This is a genomic window from Bradyrhizobium genosp. L (genome assembly GCF_015624485.1).
Lineage (GTDB): Bacteria > Pseudomonadota > Alphaproteobacteria > Rhizobiales > Xanthobacteraceae > Bradyrhizobium.
This window is the reverse complement of record NZ_CP061378.1, coordinates 3933586-3952207: the sequence shown is the minus strand read 5'-3', so window position 1 is coordinate 3952207 and position 18622 is coordinate 3933586. Positions and strand designations below refer to the sequence as shown.

19 protein-coding genes are annotated in these 18622 nt (G+C 64.6%); 6 read left to right on the top strand and 13 right to left on the bottom strand.

The features are described 5' to 3' along the window. Positions 1-59: 59 nt before the first annotated feature. The 6 genes from IC762_RS18600 to IC762_RS18575 form a co-directional block, all read right to left on the bottom strand. Entirely contained in the window at positions 60-1484 is a 1425-nt protein-coding gene (locus tag IC762_RS18600; RefSeq protein ID WP_195783722.1) for an amidase, read from the bottom strand. A 64-nt stretch (positions 1485-1548) separates the two neighbouring features. Beyond that, positions 1549-2538: a hydroxyacid dehydrogenase gene (locus tag IC762_RS18595; RefSeq protein WP_195783721.1), complete on the bottom strand. Its 990-nt coding sequence runs from the start codon at positions 2536-2538 to the stop codon at positions 1549-1551. Between the two features lie 28 nt (positions 2539-2566). Beyond that, positions 2567-3667: an ABC transporter ATP-binding protein gene (locus IC762_RS18590; protein ID WP_195783720.1), complete on the bottom strand. Its 1101-nt coding sequence runs from the start codon at positions 3665-3667 to the stop codon at positions 2567-2569. Between the two features lie 17 nt (positions 3668-3684). Next, on the bottom strand, positions 3685-4596 hold the full coding sequence (locus IC762_RS18585) for a carbohydrate ABC transporter permease (RefSeq protein WP_195783719.1): 912 nt from the start codon (positions 4594-4596) through the stop codon (positions 3685-3687). After that, a complete protein-coding gene (locus IC762_RS18580) occupies positions 4596-5534 on the bottom strand; it encodes a carbohydrate ABC transporter permease (RefSeq protein WP_195783718.1) in 939 nt (312 codons plus the stop codon). The genes IC762_RS18585 and IC762_RS18580 overlap by 1 nt, the downstream gene beginning before the upstream one ends. Positions 5535-5657: 123 nt before the next feature. Further along, positions 5658-6998: an ABC transporter substrate-binding protein gene (locus tag IC762_RS18575; RefSeq protein WP_195783717.1), complete on the bottom strand. Its 1341-nt coding sequence runs from the start codon at positions 6996-6998 to the stop codon at positions 5658-5660. A gap of 452 nt (positions 6999-7450) precedes the next feature. Here IC762_RS18575 and IC762_RS18570 point away from each other — a divergent pair, with 452 nt between their 5' ends. Beyond that, positions 7451-8221 (top strand): Spy/CpxP family protein refolding chaperone, encoded by a 771-nt coding sequence (locus IC762_RS18570; RefSeq protein ID WP_195783716.1) that lies wholly within the window; start codon positions 7451-7453, stop codon positions 8219-8221. Positions 8222-8466: 245 nt separating this feature from the next. Here the strand turns inward: IC762_RS18570 and IC762_RS18565 are convergent, their stop codons facing one another. From IC762_RS18565 to IC762_RS18555, 3 genes are read right to left on the bottom strand one after another with little or no spacing between them, the layout of a single operon-like run. Beyond that, positions 8467-8868 carry a VOC family protein gene (locus IC762_RS18565; RefSeq protein ID WP_195783715.1) on the bottom strand — a complete coding sequence of 134 codons (402 nt, stop codon included), beginning with the start codon at positions 8866-8868 and terminating at the stop codon, positions 8467-8469. A gap of 24 nt (positions 8869-8892) precedes the next feature. Continuing rightward, positions 8893-10080: an acyl-CoA dehydrogenase family protein gene (locus IC762_RS18560; RefSeq protein WP_195783714.1), complete on the bottom strand. Its 1188-nt coding sequence runs from the start codon at positions 10078-10080 to the stop codon at positions 8893-8895. Between the two features lie 9 nt (positions 10081-10089). Further along, on the bottom strand, positions 10090-11496 hold the full coding sequence (locus IC762_RS18555; protein WP_195783713.1) for an MFS transporter: 1407 nt from the start codon (positions 11494-11496) through the stop codon (positions 10090-10092). Between the two features lie 259 nt (positions 11497-11755). Between IC762_RS18555 and IC762_RS18550 the strand changes: the two genes are divergently transcribed. After that, a complete protein-coding gene (locus IC762_RS18550) occupies positions 11756-12007 on the top strand; it encodes a PilZ domain-containing protein (RefSeq protein WP_195783712.1) in 252 nt (83 codons plus the stop codon). Between the two features lie 77 nt (positions 12008-12084). After that, positions 12085-12816, top strand: a complete 732-nt coding sequence (locus IC762_RS18545) for an adenylate/guanylate cyclase domain-containing protein (protein WP_195783711.1) — start codon at positions 12085-12087, stop codon at positions 12814-12816. 153 nt (positions 12817-12969) lie between these two features. On the opposite strand, the gene IC762_RS18540 is transcribed toward IC762_RS18545, so the two are convergent. Further along, positions 12970-15039, bottom strand: coding sequence for an ATP-dependent helicase (locus tag IC762_RS18540; RefSeq protein ID WP_195783710.1), 2070 nt, complete (start codon positions 15037-15039; stop codon positions 12970-12972). Positions 15040-15164: 125 nt separating this feature from the next. Here IC762_RS18540 and IC762_RS18535 point away from each other — a divergent pair, with 125 nt between their 5' ends. After that, the gene (locus tag IC762_RS18535) at positions 15165-15422 is read left to right on the top strand and encodes a hypothetical protein (protein ID WP_195783709.1); all 258 of its coding nucleotides are present in this window, start codon (positions 15165-15167) and stop codon (positions 15420-15422) included. A gap of 200 nt (positions 15423-15622) precedes the next feature. Here the strand turns inward: IC762_RS18535 and IC762_RS18530 are convergent, their stop codons facing one another. Continuing rightward, positions 15623-15877: a hypothetical protein gene (locus tag IC762_RS18530; RefSeq protein ID WP_195783708.1), complete on the bottom strand. Its 255-nt coding sequence runs from the start codon at positions 15875-15877 to the stop codon at positions 15623-15625. 100 nt (positions 15878-15977) lie between these two features. After that, positions 15978-16172, bottom strand: coding sequence for a DUF3072 domain-containing protein (locus IC762_RS18525; protein WP_246801079.1), 195 nt, complete (start codon positions 16170-16172; stop codon positions 15978-15980). A gap of 121 nt (positions 16173-16293) precedes the next feature. On the opposite strand from IC762_RS18525, the gene IC762_RS18520 reads away from it, so the two are divergent. Both IC762_RS18520 and IC762_RS18515 read left to right on the top strand, forming a co-directional pair. Beyond that, a complete protein-coding gene (locus IC762_RS18520) occupies positions 16294-16542 on the top strand; it encodes a hypothetical protein (protein WP_195783707.1) in 249 nt (82 codons plus the stop codon). Positions 16543-16632: 90 nt separating this feature from the next. Continuing rightward, a complete protein-coding gene (locus IC762_RS18515) occupies positions 16633-16854 on the top strand; it encodes a hypothetical protein (protein WP_195783706.1) in 222 nt (73 codons plus the stop codon). A 123-nt stretch (positions 16855-16977) separates the two neighbouring features. Here IC762_RS18515 and IC762_RS18510 read toward each other — a convergent pair whose 3' ends face one another. After that, entirely contained in the window at positions 16978-18600 is a 1623-nt protein-coding gene (locus IC762_RS18510) for a PAS domain-containing sensor histidine kinase (RefSeq protein WP_195790184.1), read from the bottom strand. Between the last annotated feature and the right edge of the window lie 22 nt (positions 18601-18622).

Below are 18622 nucleotides of genomic sequence, written 5' to 3'. Positions count from 1 at the left end.
GACGCCGGCCGATTGCCGACGCCACTCCATCTAGCTGACTTGGCTACCCTTTGTCAGCTTCATGCGCAGACCGCCGGGCGCTTGTCCTTCCAGGGGCGCACCTGCTCGAGCTGCCCGGCGAGGCGGAACAGCAGGCCTTCCTCGCCGAGCTTGGCCGCGAACATCATGCCGAGCGGCAGCCCGGCCTTGTTCCAGGCCAATGGCACCGACATTGCGGGCTGGCCAGACATGTTGGACATCGACGTGCCCGGCATGTAGCGGCGCAGCACTGGCGCGACGTGGCTGAAATCCTCCGACATGGTGTTGAGTTCGCCGAGCCGCAGAGGTGGCGCGCACAGCGTGGGGCTCAGGAAGACGTCGCAACCTTCGAAGAAGGTGGCAAGCGCGTGCGTGATCTGAAACGCGGTCTGCTGTGCGGCGACATAATCCGCCGGCGTCAGCTTCAGCGAGTTCTGTCCCATGATGAGCGTCAGGCGCTCGACATCGTCCGAGGTCATGGGGCGGCCGAAACGCGCTTCGAGCTGCCGCACCATCAACGCGGTGTTGCCGCCGACGATCGTCGTCATCACGGGGGCGGGATCGGCGGGAAGCTGTGGCGCGCGCTCCTCGACATGGTGGCCGAGCCCGGACAGCACGGTGGCGACGTCGCGCACCGCCGCGGCGATTTCAGGGTCGATGGCCTCGCCGAATGGCGACTTGTCGGTGAAGCTGATGCGCAACTGGCCGGGATCGCGGCCGACCTCCTGTGAGTAGGGCCGCGCCGGGGGCGGCGCGACGTAGAGGCTCGACGGCTCCGGGCCGTGGACCGCGTCCATCATCACCGCGCTGTCGCGGACGCTGATGCTGACCACGTGACCGACGGAGAAGCCGCCCCAGCCTTCGCCGCGGTCGGGGCCGACCGGATTGCGCGCCCGCGAAGGCTTCATGCCGAACACGCCGGAAGCGGAGGCGGGAATGCGGATCGACCCGCCGCCGTCGCTGGCATGCGCCACGGGAAGGATGCGCGCTGCGACCGCGGCGCCGGCGCCGCCGGAGGAGCCGCCCGAGGAATGATCGAGATTCCAGGGATTGCGGGTCGGACCGTGCAGGCGGGATTCCGTCGTCGGCATCAGCCCGAACTCCGGGCTCGCGCTCTTGCCGAACATCACCAGGCCGGCATCGAGGAAGCGCTGCACCAGCGTCGAATTGTGATCGGCAATGTTATCCCTCAGCACGCTCGCGCCCGACGTCGTGCCTGTGCCCGCGAGGGGATCGAGGTCCTTGATCAGAAACGGCACGCCGGTGAAGGGCCCGTCGGGCAGGCCCCTGGCGATTTGCTGCTCGGCGTAATCATAGTGCTTCACCACGACCGCATTGATCTGCGGGTCGACTTTCGCGGTGCGGGCGACGGCCTCGTCGAGCAGCTCCTTGGCCGTGACGTCCTTGTTGCGGACGAGCTCGGCGAGACCGACCGCATCGTAATTGGCGAATTCCTTGAAACCCATCTGCATGCTCCGCAGCGCTCGGCCGCGTGAAGCGGTCGCGGCGCGCACGAGGAAGGCCGAAAGCTCAGCCGAGGACGTCCTGGTTGATCACGTTCTGACGGAGCGGAGTGCCGTCCAGCACGGAGAGGATATTGCGCGCGGTCTGCTCGCTCATGCGCTCGACCGCCTCCACCGTGACGCCGGCGACATGGGGCGCCATGATCACGTTGGGCAGGCCGTGCAGCGGCTGGCCTGTCGGCGGCGGCTCGACCTCGAACACGTCGAGGCCGGCGCCCGCGATCTTGCCCGACACCAGCGCGTCGTGCAGCGCCTTCTCGTCGACGATGCCGCCGCGCGCGGTGTTGATGAGATAGGCTGATGGCTTCATGTGCCTGAGCCGCGCGGCGTTGAACATGCCGACGGTCTCGGGTGTCTTCGGGCAGTGGACGGTGACGAAATCGGCGCGCGGCAGCGCCGCGTCGAGATCCGGCACCGCTTCGCAGCCGGCCGCGGCGATTTCGCTGGCCGGCTTGTAGGGATCGTACACCAGGACGTTCATTTCCATCGCGAGGCAGCGCTTGGCGGTGCGTGTGCCGATCCGGCCGAAGCCCACGATCAACACGGTCTTGCCGTAGAGATCGTAGGGCAGCACGCCAAGCCGGCCCGCCCAGGTGCCGTCCTTGACGACCGCGTGCATCTCCTGCGCGCGCTTGGCCAGTGTCAGCATCATGAACAGCGCCTGCTCGGCGACCGAAGGCGAGTTCGCGGTGCCCGCGACCATCAGCGGCACCTTTTTGCGCGACAGGGCAGGCACGTCGACCGCGTCGTAGCCGACGCCGATCCGGGTCACCACCATCATGCCCTTGGAGGCCTCGAGCTCCGGCTCGCCGAAGCGGGTCGCGCCGAGCGCGACGCCATGGACCGGCGCATGCTGCTCCAGCATGGACTGGAAGTCCTTGGCAGAAATCAGGTTGGGAAATTCGACGAGTTCGACATCATCCCGTGCGTCCAGCAGCGCCCGTGCACCTGCCGAGAAAGTCTGGGTGATGAAAATCTTCTTCTTGTTGGTGGCCATTTCCTGCCCTTGAGGTTCTTGTCCGCCGTCAAAGGACGGCGCCGGTCACCTCGTTTAGCAAATGCATATTGTTGAGGTCCACAGCCAATCGGAGCGGGCTGCCATCCTTCGCCCCGGCATTGGGATTGACCCGGCCGCAGATCGGGGTGCCGTCGAGGGTGGAATAGACCAGGGTCTCCATGCCCATCGGCTCGGTGACGTCGAGGACGGCATCGAACGGCTCCACGCCCGGCTCGGCATGCGGGCTGGCCTCGGTGATATGCTCGGGCCGGATCCCCAGCAGCAGTCTGTCGGTGCGGGACACGGCCTGATAGCGCGCGGCACGTTGCGGCGGCAGCGGGAAGGCGATGCGGTCGGTCAGCCTCACCTGCAGGCGGCCGGCATTGTCCTCGAGCCGGCACGGCACGAAATTCATCGCGGGCGAGCCGATGAAGCTCGCCACGAACCGCGTCGCCGGCTTGTGATAGAGCTCGTTGGGCGTGCCGATCTGCTCGATCCTGCCGTGGTTCATCACCACCACGCGGTCGGCCAAGGTCATTGCCTCGACCTGGTCGTGGGTGACGTAGACGGTCGTGGTGCGGACCTTCTGGTGCACCTTCTTGATCTCGATCCGCATCTGAACGCGCAGCTTGGCGTCGAGATTCGAGAGCGGCTCGTCGAACAGGAACACCTTCGGATTGCGCACGATGGCGCGGCCCATCGCGACGCGCTGGCGCTGGCCGCCGGAGAGCTGCTTCGGCTTGCGGTCGACCAGCTCGGTGATGTCGAGCATGCGGGCGGCCTCGGCGACCCGGCTCTTGATCTCGGCCTTCGGATAGTGCTTCAGGCGCAGCCCGAACGACATGTTCTCGGCCACGGTCATGTGCGGGTAGAGCGCGTAATTCTGGAACACCATCGCGATGTCGCGATCCTTCGGCGGCACGTCGTTGACGACGTCGCCGCCGATCATGATGTCGCCGTCGGAAATGTCCTCGAGGCCCGCGATCATCCGTAACGTCGTCGACTTGCCGCAGCCGCTCGGCCCCACCAGCACCACGAACTCATGGTCGGCGATATCGAGGTCGATGCCGCGCACCGCCTCGACGTCGTCGTAACGCTTCACCACCTTGCGCAACGTCACATCAGCCATGAATTCCTACCTCGCGTTCAACCCTTGGTCGCACCGGCGGTCAGGCCGGCAATGTAGTAGTCCATCAGGAAGGCGTAGATGATCAGCGGCGGCGCGGCGCCGAGCAGGGCGCCGGTCATGATCTGGCCCCAGTTGAACACGTCGCCCTTGATCAGCGTCGTGGTAATGCCGACCGGCAGCACAAGCTGGTCGGTCGAGGTCGTGAACACCAGGGGATAGAGGTACTGCGCCCAGGACACCGTGAAGGCGAAGATCGTCGCCGCGATCAGGCCGGGTAGCGCGACCGGGATGAAGATCCGGGTCAATGTCTGGAACCAGTTCGCGCCGTCGATGATTGCGGCCTCGTCGAGCTCCTTCGGGATCGAGGCGAAATAGCCGATCATGATCCAGGTGCAGAACGGCACCGTCAGCGTCGGATAGATGAACACCAGCACGTACCAATGATTGATCAGCTCGATGCCGGTCAGGTCGCCGAACAGCGCGAACATCTTGAACAGAGGGAGGAACAGCAGCGTGTCGGGAATGAGGTAGGTGAGGAACACGCCGGTCGCCAGCGTCGCCGAGCCCCAGAACTTCATCCGCGCCAGCGCGAACGCCGCCGGCACGCTGATCAGCATCGTGACGGTCACCACGATGATCGAGATCCAGGCCGAATTCCAGAAGAAGCGCAGGAACTGGTTCGAGGTCAGAAGCTCGACGTAGTTCGAGAGCGTCGGATGAAACACCCACCACGGGTTGGTCGCCGCCGAGATCTCTGCACTGCTCTTCAGCGAGGTGATCAGCATATAGAGCGGCGGCGTCAGCGAGAAGATCGCAAACAGCACCAGGAAGAAATACGACCAGCGCAGCGCCCAGGCGCGGTCGCGGCTCATGCTGCGATATTTGATCTTGCGCGTCGGTCCCGCCTTGTCGATCGCCATCGTGCTCATCAGGCTTCGTTCCCCCGTTTGGAGATGTCGCGCAGGATGAAGATCGCCGCGATCGCGAGGATGGGGAACATGAACAGCGAGACGCTGGCACCGAGCGGGATGTCGCTGCTCTCGATGCCGACCCGGAACGCCCAGGTGGCGAACAGATGGGTGTGATCGAGCGGGCCGCCGTTGGTGAGGATCCGGGTGATGTCGAAGTTGGCGAAGGTGACGATCAGCGAGAACAGCGTGGTGATGGCGATGATGTTGCGCATCATCGGCAAGGTCACGTACCAGATGCGTTGCCACCAATTGGCGCCGTCGATCGCGGCGGCTTCATAGAGCTGCTCGGGCACCGACTTCAGCGCGGCCAGATACATGATCATGAAGAACGGCGCGCCATACCAGACGTTGACGAGGATGACCGAGAAGCGCGCCCAGCCGACTTCGCCGAGCCAGGAAATCGGGCCTATCCCGAACAGGCCGAGCGTGTAGTTGAAGGCGCTGTAGGACGGGTCGAACAGCCATAGCCAGGCCAGCGTGCTCATCGCCGGCGGGATTACCCAGGGCACCAGCAGCATGCCGCGCCATTTGCGCTGCTTGCTGGCCGGCACATTGTGCACGAAGTGCGCGACGATGAAGCCGATCAGCGCCTTGAAGATGACTGCCGAGATCGCGAACAGGCAGGACTGCCTGACTACCATCCAGAAGGTTTCGCGCTTGAACAGGAACTCGAAATTGCCGAAGCCGACGAATTTCGACATCGACTTGTTCAGGGTTGCCAAATGGATCGCGTAGATAGCCGGATAGATCACGAAGATGGCGATCAGGACGATCAGCGGCAGCGCCATCAGGAACGCGGTCGTCGACTTGCGCTTCATGGCATTGCGCAAACTGGTGCGTTTGCGCGCAGGCCGCGTCGCCGCAACACGGTTCGGCTGCAAGGTGACATCAACCATGACGCAGGGTCCTCGCGCGGGTTGGTTGAACGGGCCGGCCCGTAATTGTCGCAGCCGGAATGCGAAGGCAAAGCCGCCGCGCGATCGTCCGCACAAGGCGTCCGCGCGGCGGGCTAGGTTTCGTCAGCTTCGCATGAAGCCTTCGCACTCGCCTTCGGCCCAGGCGAGCGTGTTCTCCATGGTCTCGCCCTGATAGTACTTCAGGCACATCTTGGTCAGCGTGGCCTGGAAGTAGATCTGCTGGGCGATCTTGGGCGGCGCCGGAGACGCGGCGATCGACAGCGTCTGATGGTTGTAGGGGTTCGGATAGTGATAGAGCGTCCCCTTCGGCGGCGACTGCTCCTGCCAGATCTTGAGCGTGGTCAGGTTCGCGAAGGCCGGCAGATCGTAGCCGCCGCTGGCGTTGACGAGCCGTTCGATCGAGGCCGGCTGTGACAGATGGGTCAGCAGGCTCTTGGCGGCCTCCTTGTTCTTGGAGAAGTTCCAGAGCGCCAGGAAGTAGGGCAGGAACGGCGCGAAGCGGCCCTTCGGGCCGGCCGGGAAGCCGTGCGTCCAGCATTGCTCGGCGATCTGCGGCGCGTCACGCTTGGCGACCGCCCATGCGCTCGGCGGATTCATGATCATCGCGCCCTTGCCGGAGACCAGCCATTTGTTGTTGGAGGCGTCGTCCCATGCCGCGACGTCGGGCGGCAGGAAGGCGATCAGCTTCTTGTAGAATTCGAGCGACTGGCGCACCGCGTCGGTCTTGACGTTGATGTCGCCCTTGGCGTCGACCAGCTGGGCACCGAACGACTGGAAGATCGCGCCCGCGGTGTCGACGTTGTCGCTGGTCAGGCCGAGCCCGATGCCGAACGGGAAGCCGCCCTTGTGGCAGGCTTCGGCGGCCTTGAGGAAGGTGTCGAGCGTCCAGTTGTCGGCCTTCGGCGGGCTGCCTGCGGGATACATTTCCTGCACGTCGATATTGGCGTATTTCTTCATCAGGTCGATGCGCGAGCAAGGACCCTTGATCTGGCTGCCCAGGCAGGTCGGAACGCCGAGCCATTTGCCGTTGAGCTGGCCGAGATATTTGACGGTGCCGTTGACCTCGCCGTTCTGCTTGATCAGCGGCTCCATCACGTCGTTGAGGGGCTCGAGCTGCTCGGAATTGGCATGCGGCCACCAGGTCGGCATCGCAAAGATGTCGTGGCCGGTTTTCGCCTGGCCCTCGGCGGCGATGGTGACGAGGTTTTTGTCGCCCTGGCTCGTGATGTAGTCGATCTGGACGTCGACCTTTTCCTTCTCGGCCCATTCCTTGACCAGGGCTCTCGACTCGTCGTTCGCGCCGGGTACCCAGTGGTCCCAGAAGCCGATCGATAGTTTTCCAGCAGCATAGGCGCCGCGCACATACGGCGCCGTTATCAGCGCGGCCGACGACAGCGCTGTCGCAGCAACGAATTGCCGCCGTGAAAGCTTCTTCCGTGACATGGCGTTCCCTCCCTGGTGAGCCGACGGACAAAGACTTTTCGTATTTTTTGCGCGTCGCTTTTGCGCGACGTCGTGTACTTGCGTTCAGTTTGATCAGAACAGAATTGCCGTCGTCTGTCGAGAAATCAGATGCTTGTGCATGTAGAACTAACGTTGTGGTCAAATTGCAGGCAATGCACTTGGTAATCCTTGCGCGAGCAAAGCTTCTTGTCACCATGCTGCGCCGCAACGTTCAGCGCGGCGCGTGTCGCTTCGGGGGCAAGGTGCGCGGTTGGGCCGCAGGTTTCCCATCGGAAAGCAGATCGCTCAGGCAGCAGCGGATTGTCTGGTCATCCTGGTGCCCAGCGTTGCCAATAGACTTGCGCAAGCCGGAAACGATAAAATCCGGATGCGCCGACCCCGCCCTGACCCCTCGCATCGCCCAACGAACCATCGATCATGGAGACACGATAATGCCCATCCCGGTCGCGAAGCTGCGGACGCGCTGGAAATTGTGCGTCGCGCTCGGAGCCGCCGCCGTTACGCTGCTCGCAGCGCCTCATCTGGTCGATGCACAGATCGTGCAGGGCGTCGAGAAGGGCGCGCGTGAAGGCAACAAGGCGGCCGGTCCGGTCGGCGGCGTGCTGGGCGGGGCGATCGGTGGCGTCGTCGGCGTGGTGACCGGCGTGACGGGCGTCTTCACCGGCAACAATGGCAACAATCCCAACGGCAATGCCAACACCAACGCCGCGGGCCAGACCGCGCCACCCGCCGGCAAACAAGCCACCAAGGGCAGCAAATCGGCCAAGGTTGCCAGCAAGGATGCGGCCAAGGACAAGGGCGCCAAGCAGCAGCCGGCCGTGCTGACCCAGGATGGCGCACCGCAGCTCACCGCCGAGCAGATCGTCGCCAACAGCGACGCCAACATCGATCGGATCAAGAAGGAGCTGAACCTGACACCGGAACAGGAGAAGCAGTGGGCCGGCTTCAACAGCGCGATGCACTATCTCGGCCATAACGGCGCCGACCGCCTCAACCTGCGCATCGCACGCGCCCAGCGCGATCCGCCCGACGACATCATCGAGCAAATGCGCAACGAGGCCCAGTTTCTCAACGACCGCGCCGGCGATCAGCGCAGCGTCGCCGATGCCGCCGAACCGCTCTATGCGAGCCTCGACGACAAGCAGAAGCAGATCTTCATCAATGAAATGGTCCGCCTCAGCCACGAGCGCGGGCTCGATTGACGCCCAACTCGTGGGGAGGTGGGGACGAATAGCCGGGCCGCCTGGCCCTGGGGTAGGTTAAAGGCGCGGCACCCGGCTATTCTGCCGCAGCGGCGCGGCCCGGCCAGATCGTCATTCAATGTTGAAGAAAAGCGGACCGGATCGCGCCCGAGTGATGGCCGTCCCGCGGCCTTGTCGGGAACCGATTGCGCAATATTGCGGAATCGGCTGGCACGCGGTCCGGCCGCTGATGAACGGTGGGGTGTTCAGCTCTTCGGGAAATTCAGCTCCACGCCGACGCCATCGGGATCGTAGAGGAAGATTTGGGTATCGCCGGTGCGCGGCACGATCTGCTCGCGGAAGCTGACTTTCCTGGCTTGCAGCCGCTTGCGGACGCCTTCGACATCGGTGGCGGCAAAGGCGATGTGATCGAGGCGGCCGGTATCCTCGAACTTCTTCTCGGTGCCGCGTACCACGATGCCCTCGCGCGGCTTCCTTGTGCCCATCAGATGCACGGTGGCCTGGCCGCCGGAATAGAGCCAGTAGCCCGGGAAATCGAGCGGCGGGCGATCGCCATTCTCGAGCCCAAGCACGTCGCAATAGAACTCCTTGGTCTTCTCGAGATCCTGCGGCTCGATGGTGAAATGCTGCAGTCCGCCCAATGGCATGGTTCTTCTCCTTGATATCCAGGGTTAGACGAAAGCGAGATCGGCATCGACGCCCAGCATCCAGGCGCCGACGGTCTCGAAATGGCTGAGCCGGCCCTGCAATTGCTGGGTCACGGTGTGGATGTCGCGGAAGCGCCGCTCCAGCGGATGGCCGTCGAAGATCGCGGTGGCGCCGGCGGCGTTGTAGGCGAAGTCGACCGCCTCGCGCGCCTTGTGGATTGCGTTGGTCGCCGCCATCCGGATGGTGATGCGCTGGGCGACCGTGATGCTGTTGCCGGCCTCCAGGTCCGTCCAGATATCCGCCATCGACTGCAGCAGGAAGGCGCGGGCAGCGCGCAGATTGACCTCTGCCTGGGCGAGGCCAGATTGCACCACGGCATTGTCGCGGATCGGGCTCTTCATGCCGCGCGGCACCTTGTTGCGGGCGACGTCGATGAAGGTATCGAGCGCACTGCGGGCGATGCCGCAGGCCACCCCGGCAAAGCCGACCTGGTAGCAGGTGTGGTTGCTCATCCGGTACAACGGGCCGTCCTCGCGGCATTCGCGGTCGAACTCGCGGATGATCGAATGGTCCGAGCGGACGAAGAAGTCGTTGAGGGCGAACTGATCGCTGGCGGTGCCGCGCAGTCCGACCGTGTTCCAGATGTCGGTCCATTCGACGTCCTCGGTGCGCACCAGCATGGTGCGCTCGAGCTGCTCGCCATTGGCGTCGCGGCGCGGCGTGCCGTCGGCGGCATAGATCGGGCAGTGCGCGCCGAGCCAGGTCGCGTGCCGGCCGCCCGAGGCGAACGACCACACGCCGGTGACGCGGTAGCCGCCCTCGCACTCGATCGCCTTGACCTTGGGGCCGGGCCCCCACGCCAGCACCGCGCGCGGGTCGGCAAAAATCTCGCGGGCGACCGGCAGGTCGAGATAGGCGGCCGACATCGCGCAACCGCCGGCCTGGCTCAGGCACCACGCCGTCGAGGCGTCGGCCTTGGCGATGGTCTCGATGACATGGAAGAAGGTGACGGGATCGGTCTCGATCCCGTCGGACGAACGCGGCAGCAGCAGGCGAAACAATTTCGCCTCGTGCAGCCGGTCGAGCAATTCGGGCGGCAGGCGGCGCGTGGTCTCGATCGCATCGGAGGCGGCCGCGACCGCGCCCCTGACGGCCTCGGCCAGGGCGATCACGTCGCGATTGCCCGCAAGGTCGGCGGAACTGATGCCCATGACGTTTCCTCAGGCTTGCCGGATCGTCGCCGAGGCCGCGACATCGACGGTCGCGTTCAGCTCCCTGTCGATCTGCTCGATCGACTTGCCCCGGGTCTCGAAACCGAAGAACAGATAGACGGCGCCTGCCATCAGGAACCAGCAGCCGAGATAGACGAAGGCGATTGGGATCTGGGTCAGCGGTACGTCCGGTTTCAGGTAGTTGTTCGAGCCGACGATCAGGGCGAGGCCGACCGGTCCGATGATCTTGCCGATGCCGCCGAAGCCGTAGGCCGAACCCATGCCCGTGGTACGCAGATGCGACGGCCAGACCTCGGCCGCATAGGGGCCGACGATGGCAAAGCCGCCATCGGCGAAGAAGAAGGCGGCGGCGAGCAGCAGCCAGAACGCCGACATGCCGAACAGCGTCGTGTCGTAATGATAGCCGGCAATGATGGTCAGCGCGCCGGCACCGAGGCCGAGCAGGCCGCCCGCCACGCGCCGTCCGAGCAGCTCGGAGAAATAGGAGAACGAGAGCCGGCCGATGAAGCCTGAGATGGTGAGCAGGATCATCATCTTGGCGGCTTCCTGCGGCGTGACCTTCAAGAGCAGCACGAACAGTGATGGCGCCCACAGCGTGATGCCATAGACGCCGGTTTGCGCGCCGGCATTGCCGAGCCAGGAGGTGATCAGGCTGCGCGGATATTTGAACAGATCGAGCCAACTCGTCTTGACGATCGGGCCGGCATCGGCGGCGCTCGGCAACGGCAGTTCCGATGGCGGCACCTGCAAGGCCCAGGCCAGCGACTTGCGCGCCTCCTCATAACGACCCTGACGGCACAGCCAGCGCGGCGATTCCGGAACCCAGAGCCGGACCAGCAGCACCATCAGCGACGGCAGCACGCCGACGGCGAACAACAGCCGCCACTGGTCGCTGCCCAGGAAGGCGCCCAGCACGGCGCCGAGGCCGACGCCGAGCGGGATCACGCAGGTGACGAGCCCGCCGACCCAGCCGCGCTTGTGCGAGGGCATGAACTCCTGCACCAGCGGCAGGTCGACGCAATACAGGCCGCCGACCCCGGTGCCGACGAAGAAGCGCAGGATCGCCAGGTAGACCCAGCCATTGTCGGGCGTGAAATAGAGCAGGCCGGTGGCGATCGAGAAGTTCAGCACCGTGCCGATGAACACGATGCGGCGCCCGACCCGGTCGGCGAGCCAGCCCCAGAGATAGGCGCCGAGGATGGCGCCGATGCCGGAACTCATCAGCACGGTCGCCGACTGGCCGAAGGTGAGCTTCCACGGCCCGATCAGGAAGGCGAGCACGAAGCCGATCAGGAAGTAATCGAAGAACTCCAGCGCATCGCCGATGATGGCCGCCGCAAGGATCTTGATCTGGTTGCCGGTCAGACTCGTCCGGCGATCGAGAATCTCGAACATGGCGTTTCCCCTTGGCGCCTGTTCGTTATTTGAAAGCGGGCGTCGCGCCAGCACACCGCCAATGCGTCAGGCTATCTCTCCGGCGTCGCGAACGGCAAGCCCGCGCCGACGCGGGGCTCGTCTGCGTCCGGGCCGCACGCGGCGTCCCATGGTGCCGCGCACAAATCGCGCTGCGAACGTCGATGTGATGAGCTCGGGCCGTTGACTCGTCCGCCTCAATCGCCAAGCCTTCGCGTCCAAACGCGAGAGGCCAAGCCGGATGGAAGAAAAGCGCAGACATCCGCGGACCGAGGTCAACGAGCCCGCTTATGTCTCGTCGGGCGGCTCGGTGATGCATTGCGTGGTGGTCAATATCTCGGCGGAGGGTGCGGCGATCGAGGTTGCAAATCCGGCCTATGTTCCCGACCGCTTTCGCCTGGTGATGGCCAATGATGCGTCGGTCGTCTACGACAGCCAGGTGATCTGGCGCCAGAAGACCCGGATCGGGTTGAGCTTCATCGCCCCCGCCTGACCGCGGTAAATCCGTGCCAGGACGGCGGCAATGGTGCTAAGCTAGCAAATCTCGTCGCTGGAACGGCAGGCGCGTCCATGACTCCGGAACCTGCATCGGTCTGTCTCGGCTGCTGGCAGAATCTGCACATGCCGATCCCATTGCGCGGACCGTTGTCGGCGCCGTTCCGCCTGTTCGGCGTCAAGCCGAGCCGCATGAACCCCAACACATGCACGATCTGCGAGATGGCGTTCTCGAAGATCATGAAAGCGCGCGCCGTCACGATCGACGCCACCGTGTTGTTCGCCGATTTGCGCGGTTACACCGCACTGACGCAGACCATCGCTCCGAGTGGGCTGACTTCGCTGCTCGATGCGTTCTACGACGATTGCGCCGCGGCGATCTGGCGCTATGACGGCATCCTCAACAAAACGATCGGCGATGCCGTGTTCGCGATCTTCAATTTTCCGGTTCGCCAGCAGGATCACGCGACGCAGGCACTGCTGGCGGCCCGCGAGATCCAGCAGAGCTTCGGCCGGCGGCGCGGTGAACTGGCGCGCGCGATCGGTGCCGGAGATGTCGAGATCGGCATCGGAATCGGGATGGACAGCGGCGAGACCAATTTCGGGGAATTCGGCCAGAGCCATCGCGACCTGACCGCCATCGGCACCGTGGTCAATCGCGCGGCCCGCGCACAATCGGTGGCAAGATCGGGCGAGATATTCGTCACGTCGGCCGTGCGAGAGCGAACCGGCGGCATGGTCACGGCCGACGGTTCGGATCATGTGCTGAAAGGCTTTGCCGAACCGGTGACATTGTTCCCGGCGTGATCCGTCGGAACGCAAAGAAACGACGGCTTCAGCGCGTCCTTGCGGACGATGCGCCGAAGCCGTCGGGGATGGTCGTTTGCCGATTACGAACAGCGCTTCAACGCGACGACGGCAGGTTCGTTCCGGTCCGACGAGAAATTCTTTCGCCCCTGCTCAGCGCCACATGCCGCGCATCCTGGCGCGGATATCGATGGGGGGCGCTCGTTTCGATGACGTCGGATCGGCGGCAGCGGCGCGCGGCCAGGTGGCGCGCTCGAACATCGGGAGCAGCTTCTCCGGGATGAAGCGGGTGCGCGAAGCGTACATGTGGCGATCGCCCCTGGCGGCCTGGCCGTGGACGAAGAAGCGCTGCGGCACCATCAGGTGCAGATCGTCCTTGGCGCGGGTCATCGCGACATAAAGCAGGCGGCGCTCTTCCTCGAGTTCCGCCGAAGTGCCGGCGCCGAGATCGGACGGCATGCAGCCGTCGACGACGTTGAGCACATAGACCGACTTCCATTCCTGGCCCTTGGCGGAATGGATCGTCGACAGGATCAGATAATCCTCGTCGAGCAGCGGCACGCCGGCCTGGTCGCTGGTCGCATCCGGCGGATCGAGCGTCAGCTCGGTCAGGAAGCGTTCGCGCGAGGGATAGCCGCTTGCGATCTGCTCGAGCTGGATCAGGTCGGCGCGGCGGACTTCGCTGTCCTCATGGATGCGGTCGAGATGCGGCTCGTACCACAGCCGGGCACGCTCGATATCGACCGGCCATTCCGAATGGCGCAGGTTCTCGATCACCTCGACGAACCGCCGCCAGTCCGCGCCGGCGCGGGGCGGCGAGGGCAGTGCGACGAGCGCGGCAATCGGATCCGCGGCCTCCGCCATCAGGTCGAGCACGCGCTGCGCCGACGCGGGCCCGACACCGGGCAACAGATGCAGGATGCGGAAGCCGGCGACGCGATCGCGCGGATTGGCGGCGAAGCGCAGCAGCGCCAGCATGTCCTTGACATGCGCGGCGTCGAGGAATTTCAGGCCACCGAACTTCACGAAGGGGATGTTGCGGCGGGTCAGCTCGATCTCGAGCGGTCCCGAATGCGAGGAGGTGCGGAACAGCACCGCCTGGTGCTTCAACAGCGCGCCTTCCTCGCGGGTCGCCAGCACCTGCTCGACGACATAGCGGGCCTGATCGGCTTCGTCGCGGATCGCGACCAGCAGCGGCTTGCGCGTCGACGCGCGGTCGGTCCACAGGTTCTTGGTGAAGCGCTCCCTGGCGAGCGCGATCACGCCATTGGCGGCTTCGAGGATCGGTTGCGTCGAGCGATAGTTGCGGTCGAGCGTGACGATTTCCGCTGCCGGCGCGAACTGGCTCGGGAAATCGAGGATGTTGCGCACGGTCGCGGCGCGGAACGAATAGATCGACTGCGCGTCGTCGCCGACCACGGTGAGCCCGCGTCCCGCAGGCTTCAGCGCGAGCAGGATCGAGGACTGCAGGCGGTTGGTGTCCTGATATTCGTCGACCATGACATGGTCGAAGCGGCCGCCGATCTCGTCCGCGAGGCCGGCGTCGGCGACCATCTGCGCCCAGTACAGTAGCAGGTCGTCATAATCGAGCACGTTCTGCTGCTGCTTGGTCTCGACATAAGCCGCGAACAGCTGCTTCAGCTCGCTGGCCCAGCCCGCGCACCATGGGAAGAACTGGCCGAGCACCGCCTCGATCGGCAGCTCCGCGTTGACGCAGCGCGAATAGATCGCAAGGCAGGTGCCCTTGGTGGGAAACCGGCTTTCGGTCCGGGACAGGCCGAGCTCGTGGCGGACCAGATTGATCAGGTCGGCGGAATCCTCGCGGTCGTGGATCGTGAAGGCTGGATCGAGCCCGATGCGCTCGGAGAATTCCCGCAACAGGCGCGCACCGATGCCGTGGAAGGTGCCGGCCCAGCTCAAGGCGTCGGTCATCACGGACGCGCGGTCGCCGAGCACGCGCCGCGCGATGCGCTCGACGCGGCCGGCCATCTCGCCCGCCGCGCGGCGCGAAAACGTCATCAACAGGATGCGGCGCGGATCGGCGCCGGCGACGATCAGATGCGCGACTCGATGGGCGAGCGTGTTGGTCTTGCCGGAACCCGCGCCCGCAATCACCAGCAGCGGCGTGCCGATGGTTCCGTCGCGCCCGATGCCGTGCTCGACCGCGCGGCGCTGCTGCGGATTGAGCGCGTCGAGATAGGCTGTGTTGGCAACATCAGGCACGAATCACCCCCAGCAAACGCTAACAGACATTGCGATCGTCGGGGCTGTTGCGCCGGAGCAGGGGCGCGAGAAATTAGATTGACATTAACGGGGCGCAGCGCACAACCGCGCCATGAGTGACGTAGATGGCTGACGTATCCAGATCCGACACGCCGCTGAAGGCGACGTTCAAGGTGCGGCTGAACGGCGAGACGATGACGCTTGCGACCGTCGGCCAGGCCTATCGCTTCATCACCAATCTCAGCGCTGTCGAATGGATGGAATTCCGCTCGCTGCATGACGACGCCGTCACCGCGCTGGAGCGGGCGGCCGGCAACGCCATGCTGACGATCCAGGCGACCAACGCGCTGCGCGCATTGTTCGTCCGCGCCAAGATGCTTTGACAAGATGCTCTGACCGGATTTTTCGCAGCGCTCGCGAAAAAAGAATGGGCCGCCTTGGCCCTCCCAGGCGGCCCCAGATCGCAGCTCGCGGCGCCGTCAGCGTCGAGCCGTGGTGTGTACCGCCGTTACCTTGTTTGCGGCCATAACGGAATGGCCTCTACGCAAGCGCCGTCGATTCGGCTGTAGCTGTCAAAGCACAGTCAGGCGCCGGCGTCGTCGACGAGCCGGTCATACACAAGAGCCGAGCGCAGATTCATGGTCGCGATCTTCAGATAGTTCGGTTCGCGCATCGCGTTGTTGAACATCATGATGGCGTTCCTCCAATAGAAGCGCTCACGCTGTTCGACATTCAGTCGGGACAAATAATCCGCCGCGTCGCCGACGGTCTCGAGCCTGCGCCCGTCCTTCAGCGCGATCGGGAAGGCGAGCGGCGATCGCTTCTCCAGCTCCAGCACGTGAGGGACTCCCCGAGGCAACGGCACCACGGGAACAGAACTAGCTGCGTCGGCTATAGCAAGTGTTAAGTGCTGTCCGGCAACCGACCAGTGGGGTGCTTCAGAACGAGTCCGCGAGCGCGATCTCGGCCTTGAGGGCGCCGATGCGGCGCTCCGCTTCCTCGTATGTCAGGTCCCGTGCATATTGGCTCGGCTGGTAGGCCTCCTCGGCGAGGCCCCTCAACCGCAGAGCCTGGGCACGGGTCATCTGCTCGCCCAGGCGCTCGGCGACCCCACCATATCTTACCGCTGCCATGCTCATGTTCCACCTTGCTGGCTGTGTTGTGACTTGACAATATGTTCTATTTTTGTTCTAACAAGATATGGACAATAAAATCAATGAAATTCGTCGCAAGATCAGCGTGTTGCGGGCTGAGATGACGCTGGTCGAAGCCGCGATCCGGGATCAGGTCAACCGCGACCTCGATTGCAGCGAAGCGTCCACCCGGCTGATGGCGATGCGCGCCGAGGTGACCGAGCTGATCGGCCGCTGGAAGGCCGCAGGCGGCGGCGAGCACTTGCCGGCCGTGCGCGAGCGGCTGGACCGGAGCCGCGGGGCGCGTCCGGTGGCCAAGGTTGGGCTCGACAAGGGAAAGCCCGGGCCTGGTCGCAGCCCCCGGGTCTGAGGACAAGTTGAGGTTTCGGGGCTGGAACCCGGGCCACGGGATCGGCATTTTCTGGTGGTGATGTCCAATTCGATGGCTTCGTCCAACGCAATGATCGCCGATCTGACCGCGCGACCGCCGCGGGCATCGATGAATGATGATCGCAGTCCGCTCCTGACGCTGATCTCCTGCATCAGTTGCAACAGGACGATGCGGCTTGAGACCAGCTATCCCGGCGACGAGGGCAGGGACATCCTTCAGTACCGCTGCGAGCAGTGCAGCCGCATCGAGCGCGTGCAGTTGGTGCGTCGCAGCTGGCCCGCGGAGCGCTAGACCAGCTCTTCGGCGCGCTTCCGGAGCGTTTTCGAGCGAAGTGGATAGCGGTTCGCGTGAAGAAAACGCGTCAACACAAAAAGCTGGAGCTTCGGTTCTGATTCAATCAGAACCGAAAATGCTCTAGGAGCGGACCTTCGCCCTTGGTCGAGGCGGCCGCGAACCGGTATCCGATTCCGCTGGAATCGTGGCCCCTTCGCCGGGATCATGTCCGGTGAGCTTCGACAATTCGCGGCTGAGGTCGTGAATGTGATACGGCTTGCGCAGCACCGGAAAATCCGACTTCACGTCACGCGCACTGTCGCTGTAGCCCGTCGTCAGCAGGATGGGCAAATCGGGCTTCATGGCCCTGATGGCGCGCGCCAGTTTCAGCCCGTCCATCTTGCCGGGCATGATGATATCGCTGAACACCACATCGACGCCGTTGGCCTCGATCTCCCGCAACGCGGTCTCCGCATTCGACGTCCAGCGCACGGTGTAGCCGAGCTGTTCGAGCAGCCCGGTGCTGGCGTCGGCCACGGCGGGATTGTCCTCGATCAGAAGCACGGTGGCGGACTTTGGCGCGGCCCGGCCCTCAACCTCGACCTTCGGGACCGTCGTCTCCCGCGGCAGATGGATGCTGACGGTGGTGCCTTTGCCGAGCGTGCTGGCGATTTCAACCCTGCCGCCGGCCTGGTGGGCAAAGCCATGGACCTGGGAAAGCCCGAGGCCGGTGCCCTTGCCGACCGGCTTGGTGGTGAAGAACGGGTCGAAGACCTTGCTCAGCACATCGTCGGGAATGCCTTCGCCGGTATCGCCGACGCTGACGACCACCTGGTCGGCGGCAGCCGCATTGTGGGCTGTCACGCTCAACGTGCCGCCGTCCGGCATCGCGTCCCGCGCATTGACCACAAGGTTGATCAGTGCGGTCTCGAACTCGTTCGGGTCGACGAAGATCGGCCAGAGCTCCGGCGATATCTCGATGTTCAGCTTGATCATGCCGCCGAGCGCACTGGTCAGGACCTCGCGCACCGAGGCGATCCTGTCGGCGACGTCGATGGTCTGCGGGTTGACGCTCTGCCGGCGCGCGAAGGTGAGGAGCTGGCTGGTCAGTGAAGCGGCACGCTGGGTAGCGGTTTCGATCGCGCCGAGCGCAAGCCGGCCCCGCTCGCTCGTCACCTCGCGTTCGATCCTGTGCAAATTGCCGGAGATGATCATCAGGAGGTTGTTGAAGTCGTGCGCGACGCCGCCGGTCAATTGACCCAGCGCATCCATCTTCTGCGATTCCGCGAGCTGACGCTGCACCTGCTCAAGCTTCTGCTGCGCCTCGCGCCGCTCTGAAATGTCGCGCGTGATCTTGGCAAAGCCGACCAGCTGGCCGTCAGCGTCGCGGATCGGATCGATCACGACGCTTGCCCAGAAGAACGAGCCATCCTTGCGGACCCGCCAGCCTTCCTCCTCATAGTGCCCGGTCTCTTCGGCGATCCTGAGCGCCCGGGCCGGCTTGCCGGCAGCCTGGTCGACCGGCGTATAAAATCGCGCGAAGCTTTGGCCGATGATCTCGTCGGGGGCATACCCCTTGATCCGCTCGCCACCGGCATTCCAGTTGGCGACGATGCCGGCCGGCGTCAGCATATAGAGCGCGTAATCCGTGACATTGCTCACCAGCAGGCGGAACTGGCTTTCGCTGGCTTCGAGCTCCGCCCGCGCCTGCTGCCGCTCGGTCTCGAAAACCGCCTGTTCGCGCTGTCGTGATTTTTTAACCATCGTCATCCTGCCAGCGCCCGAA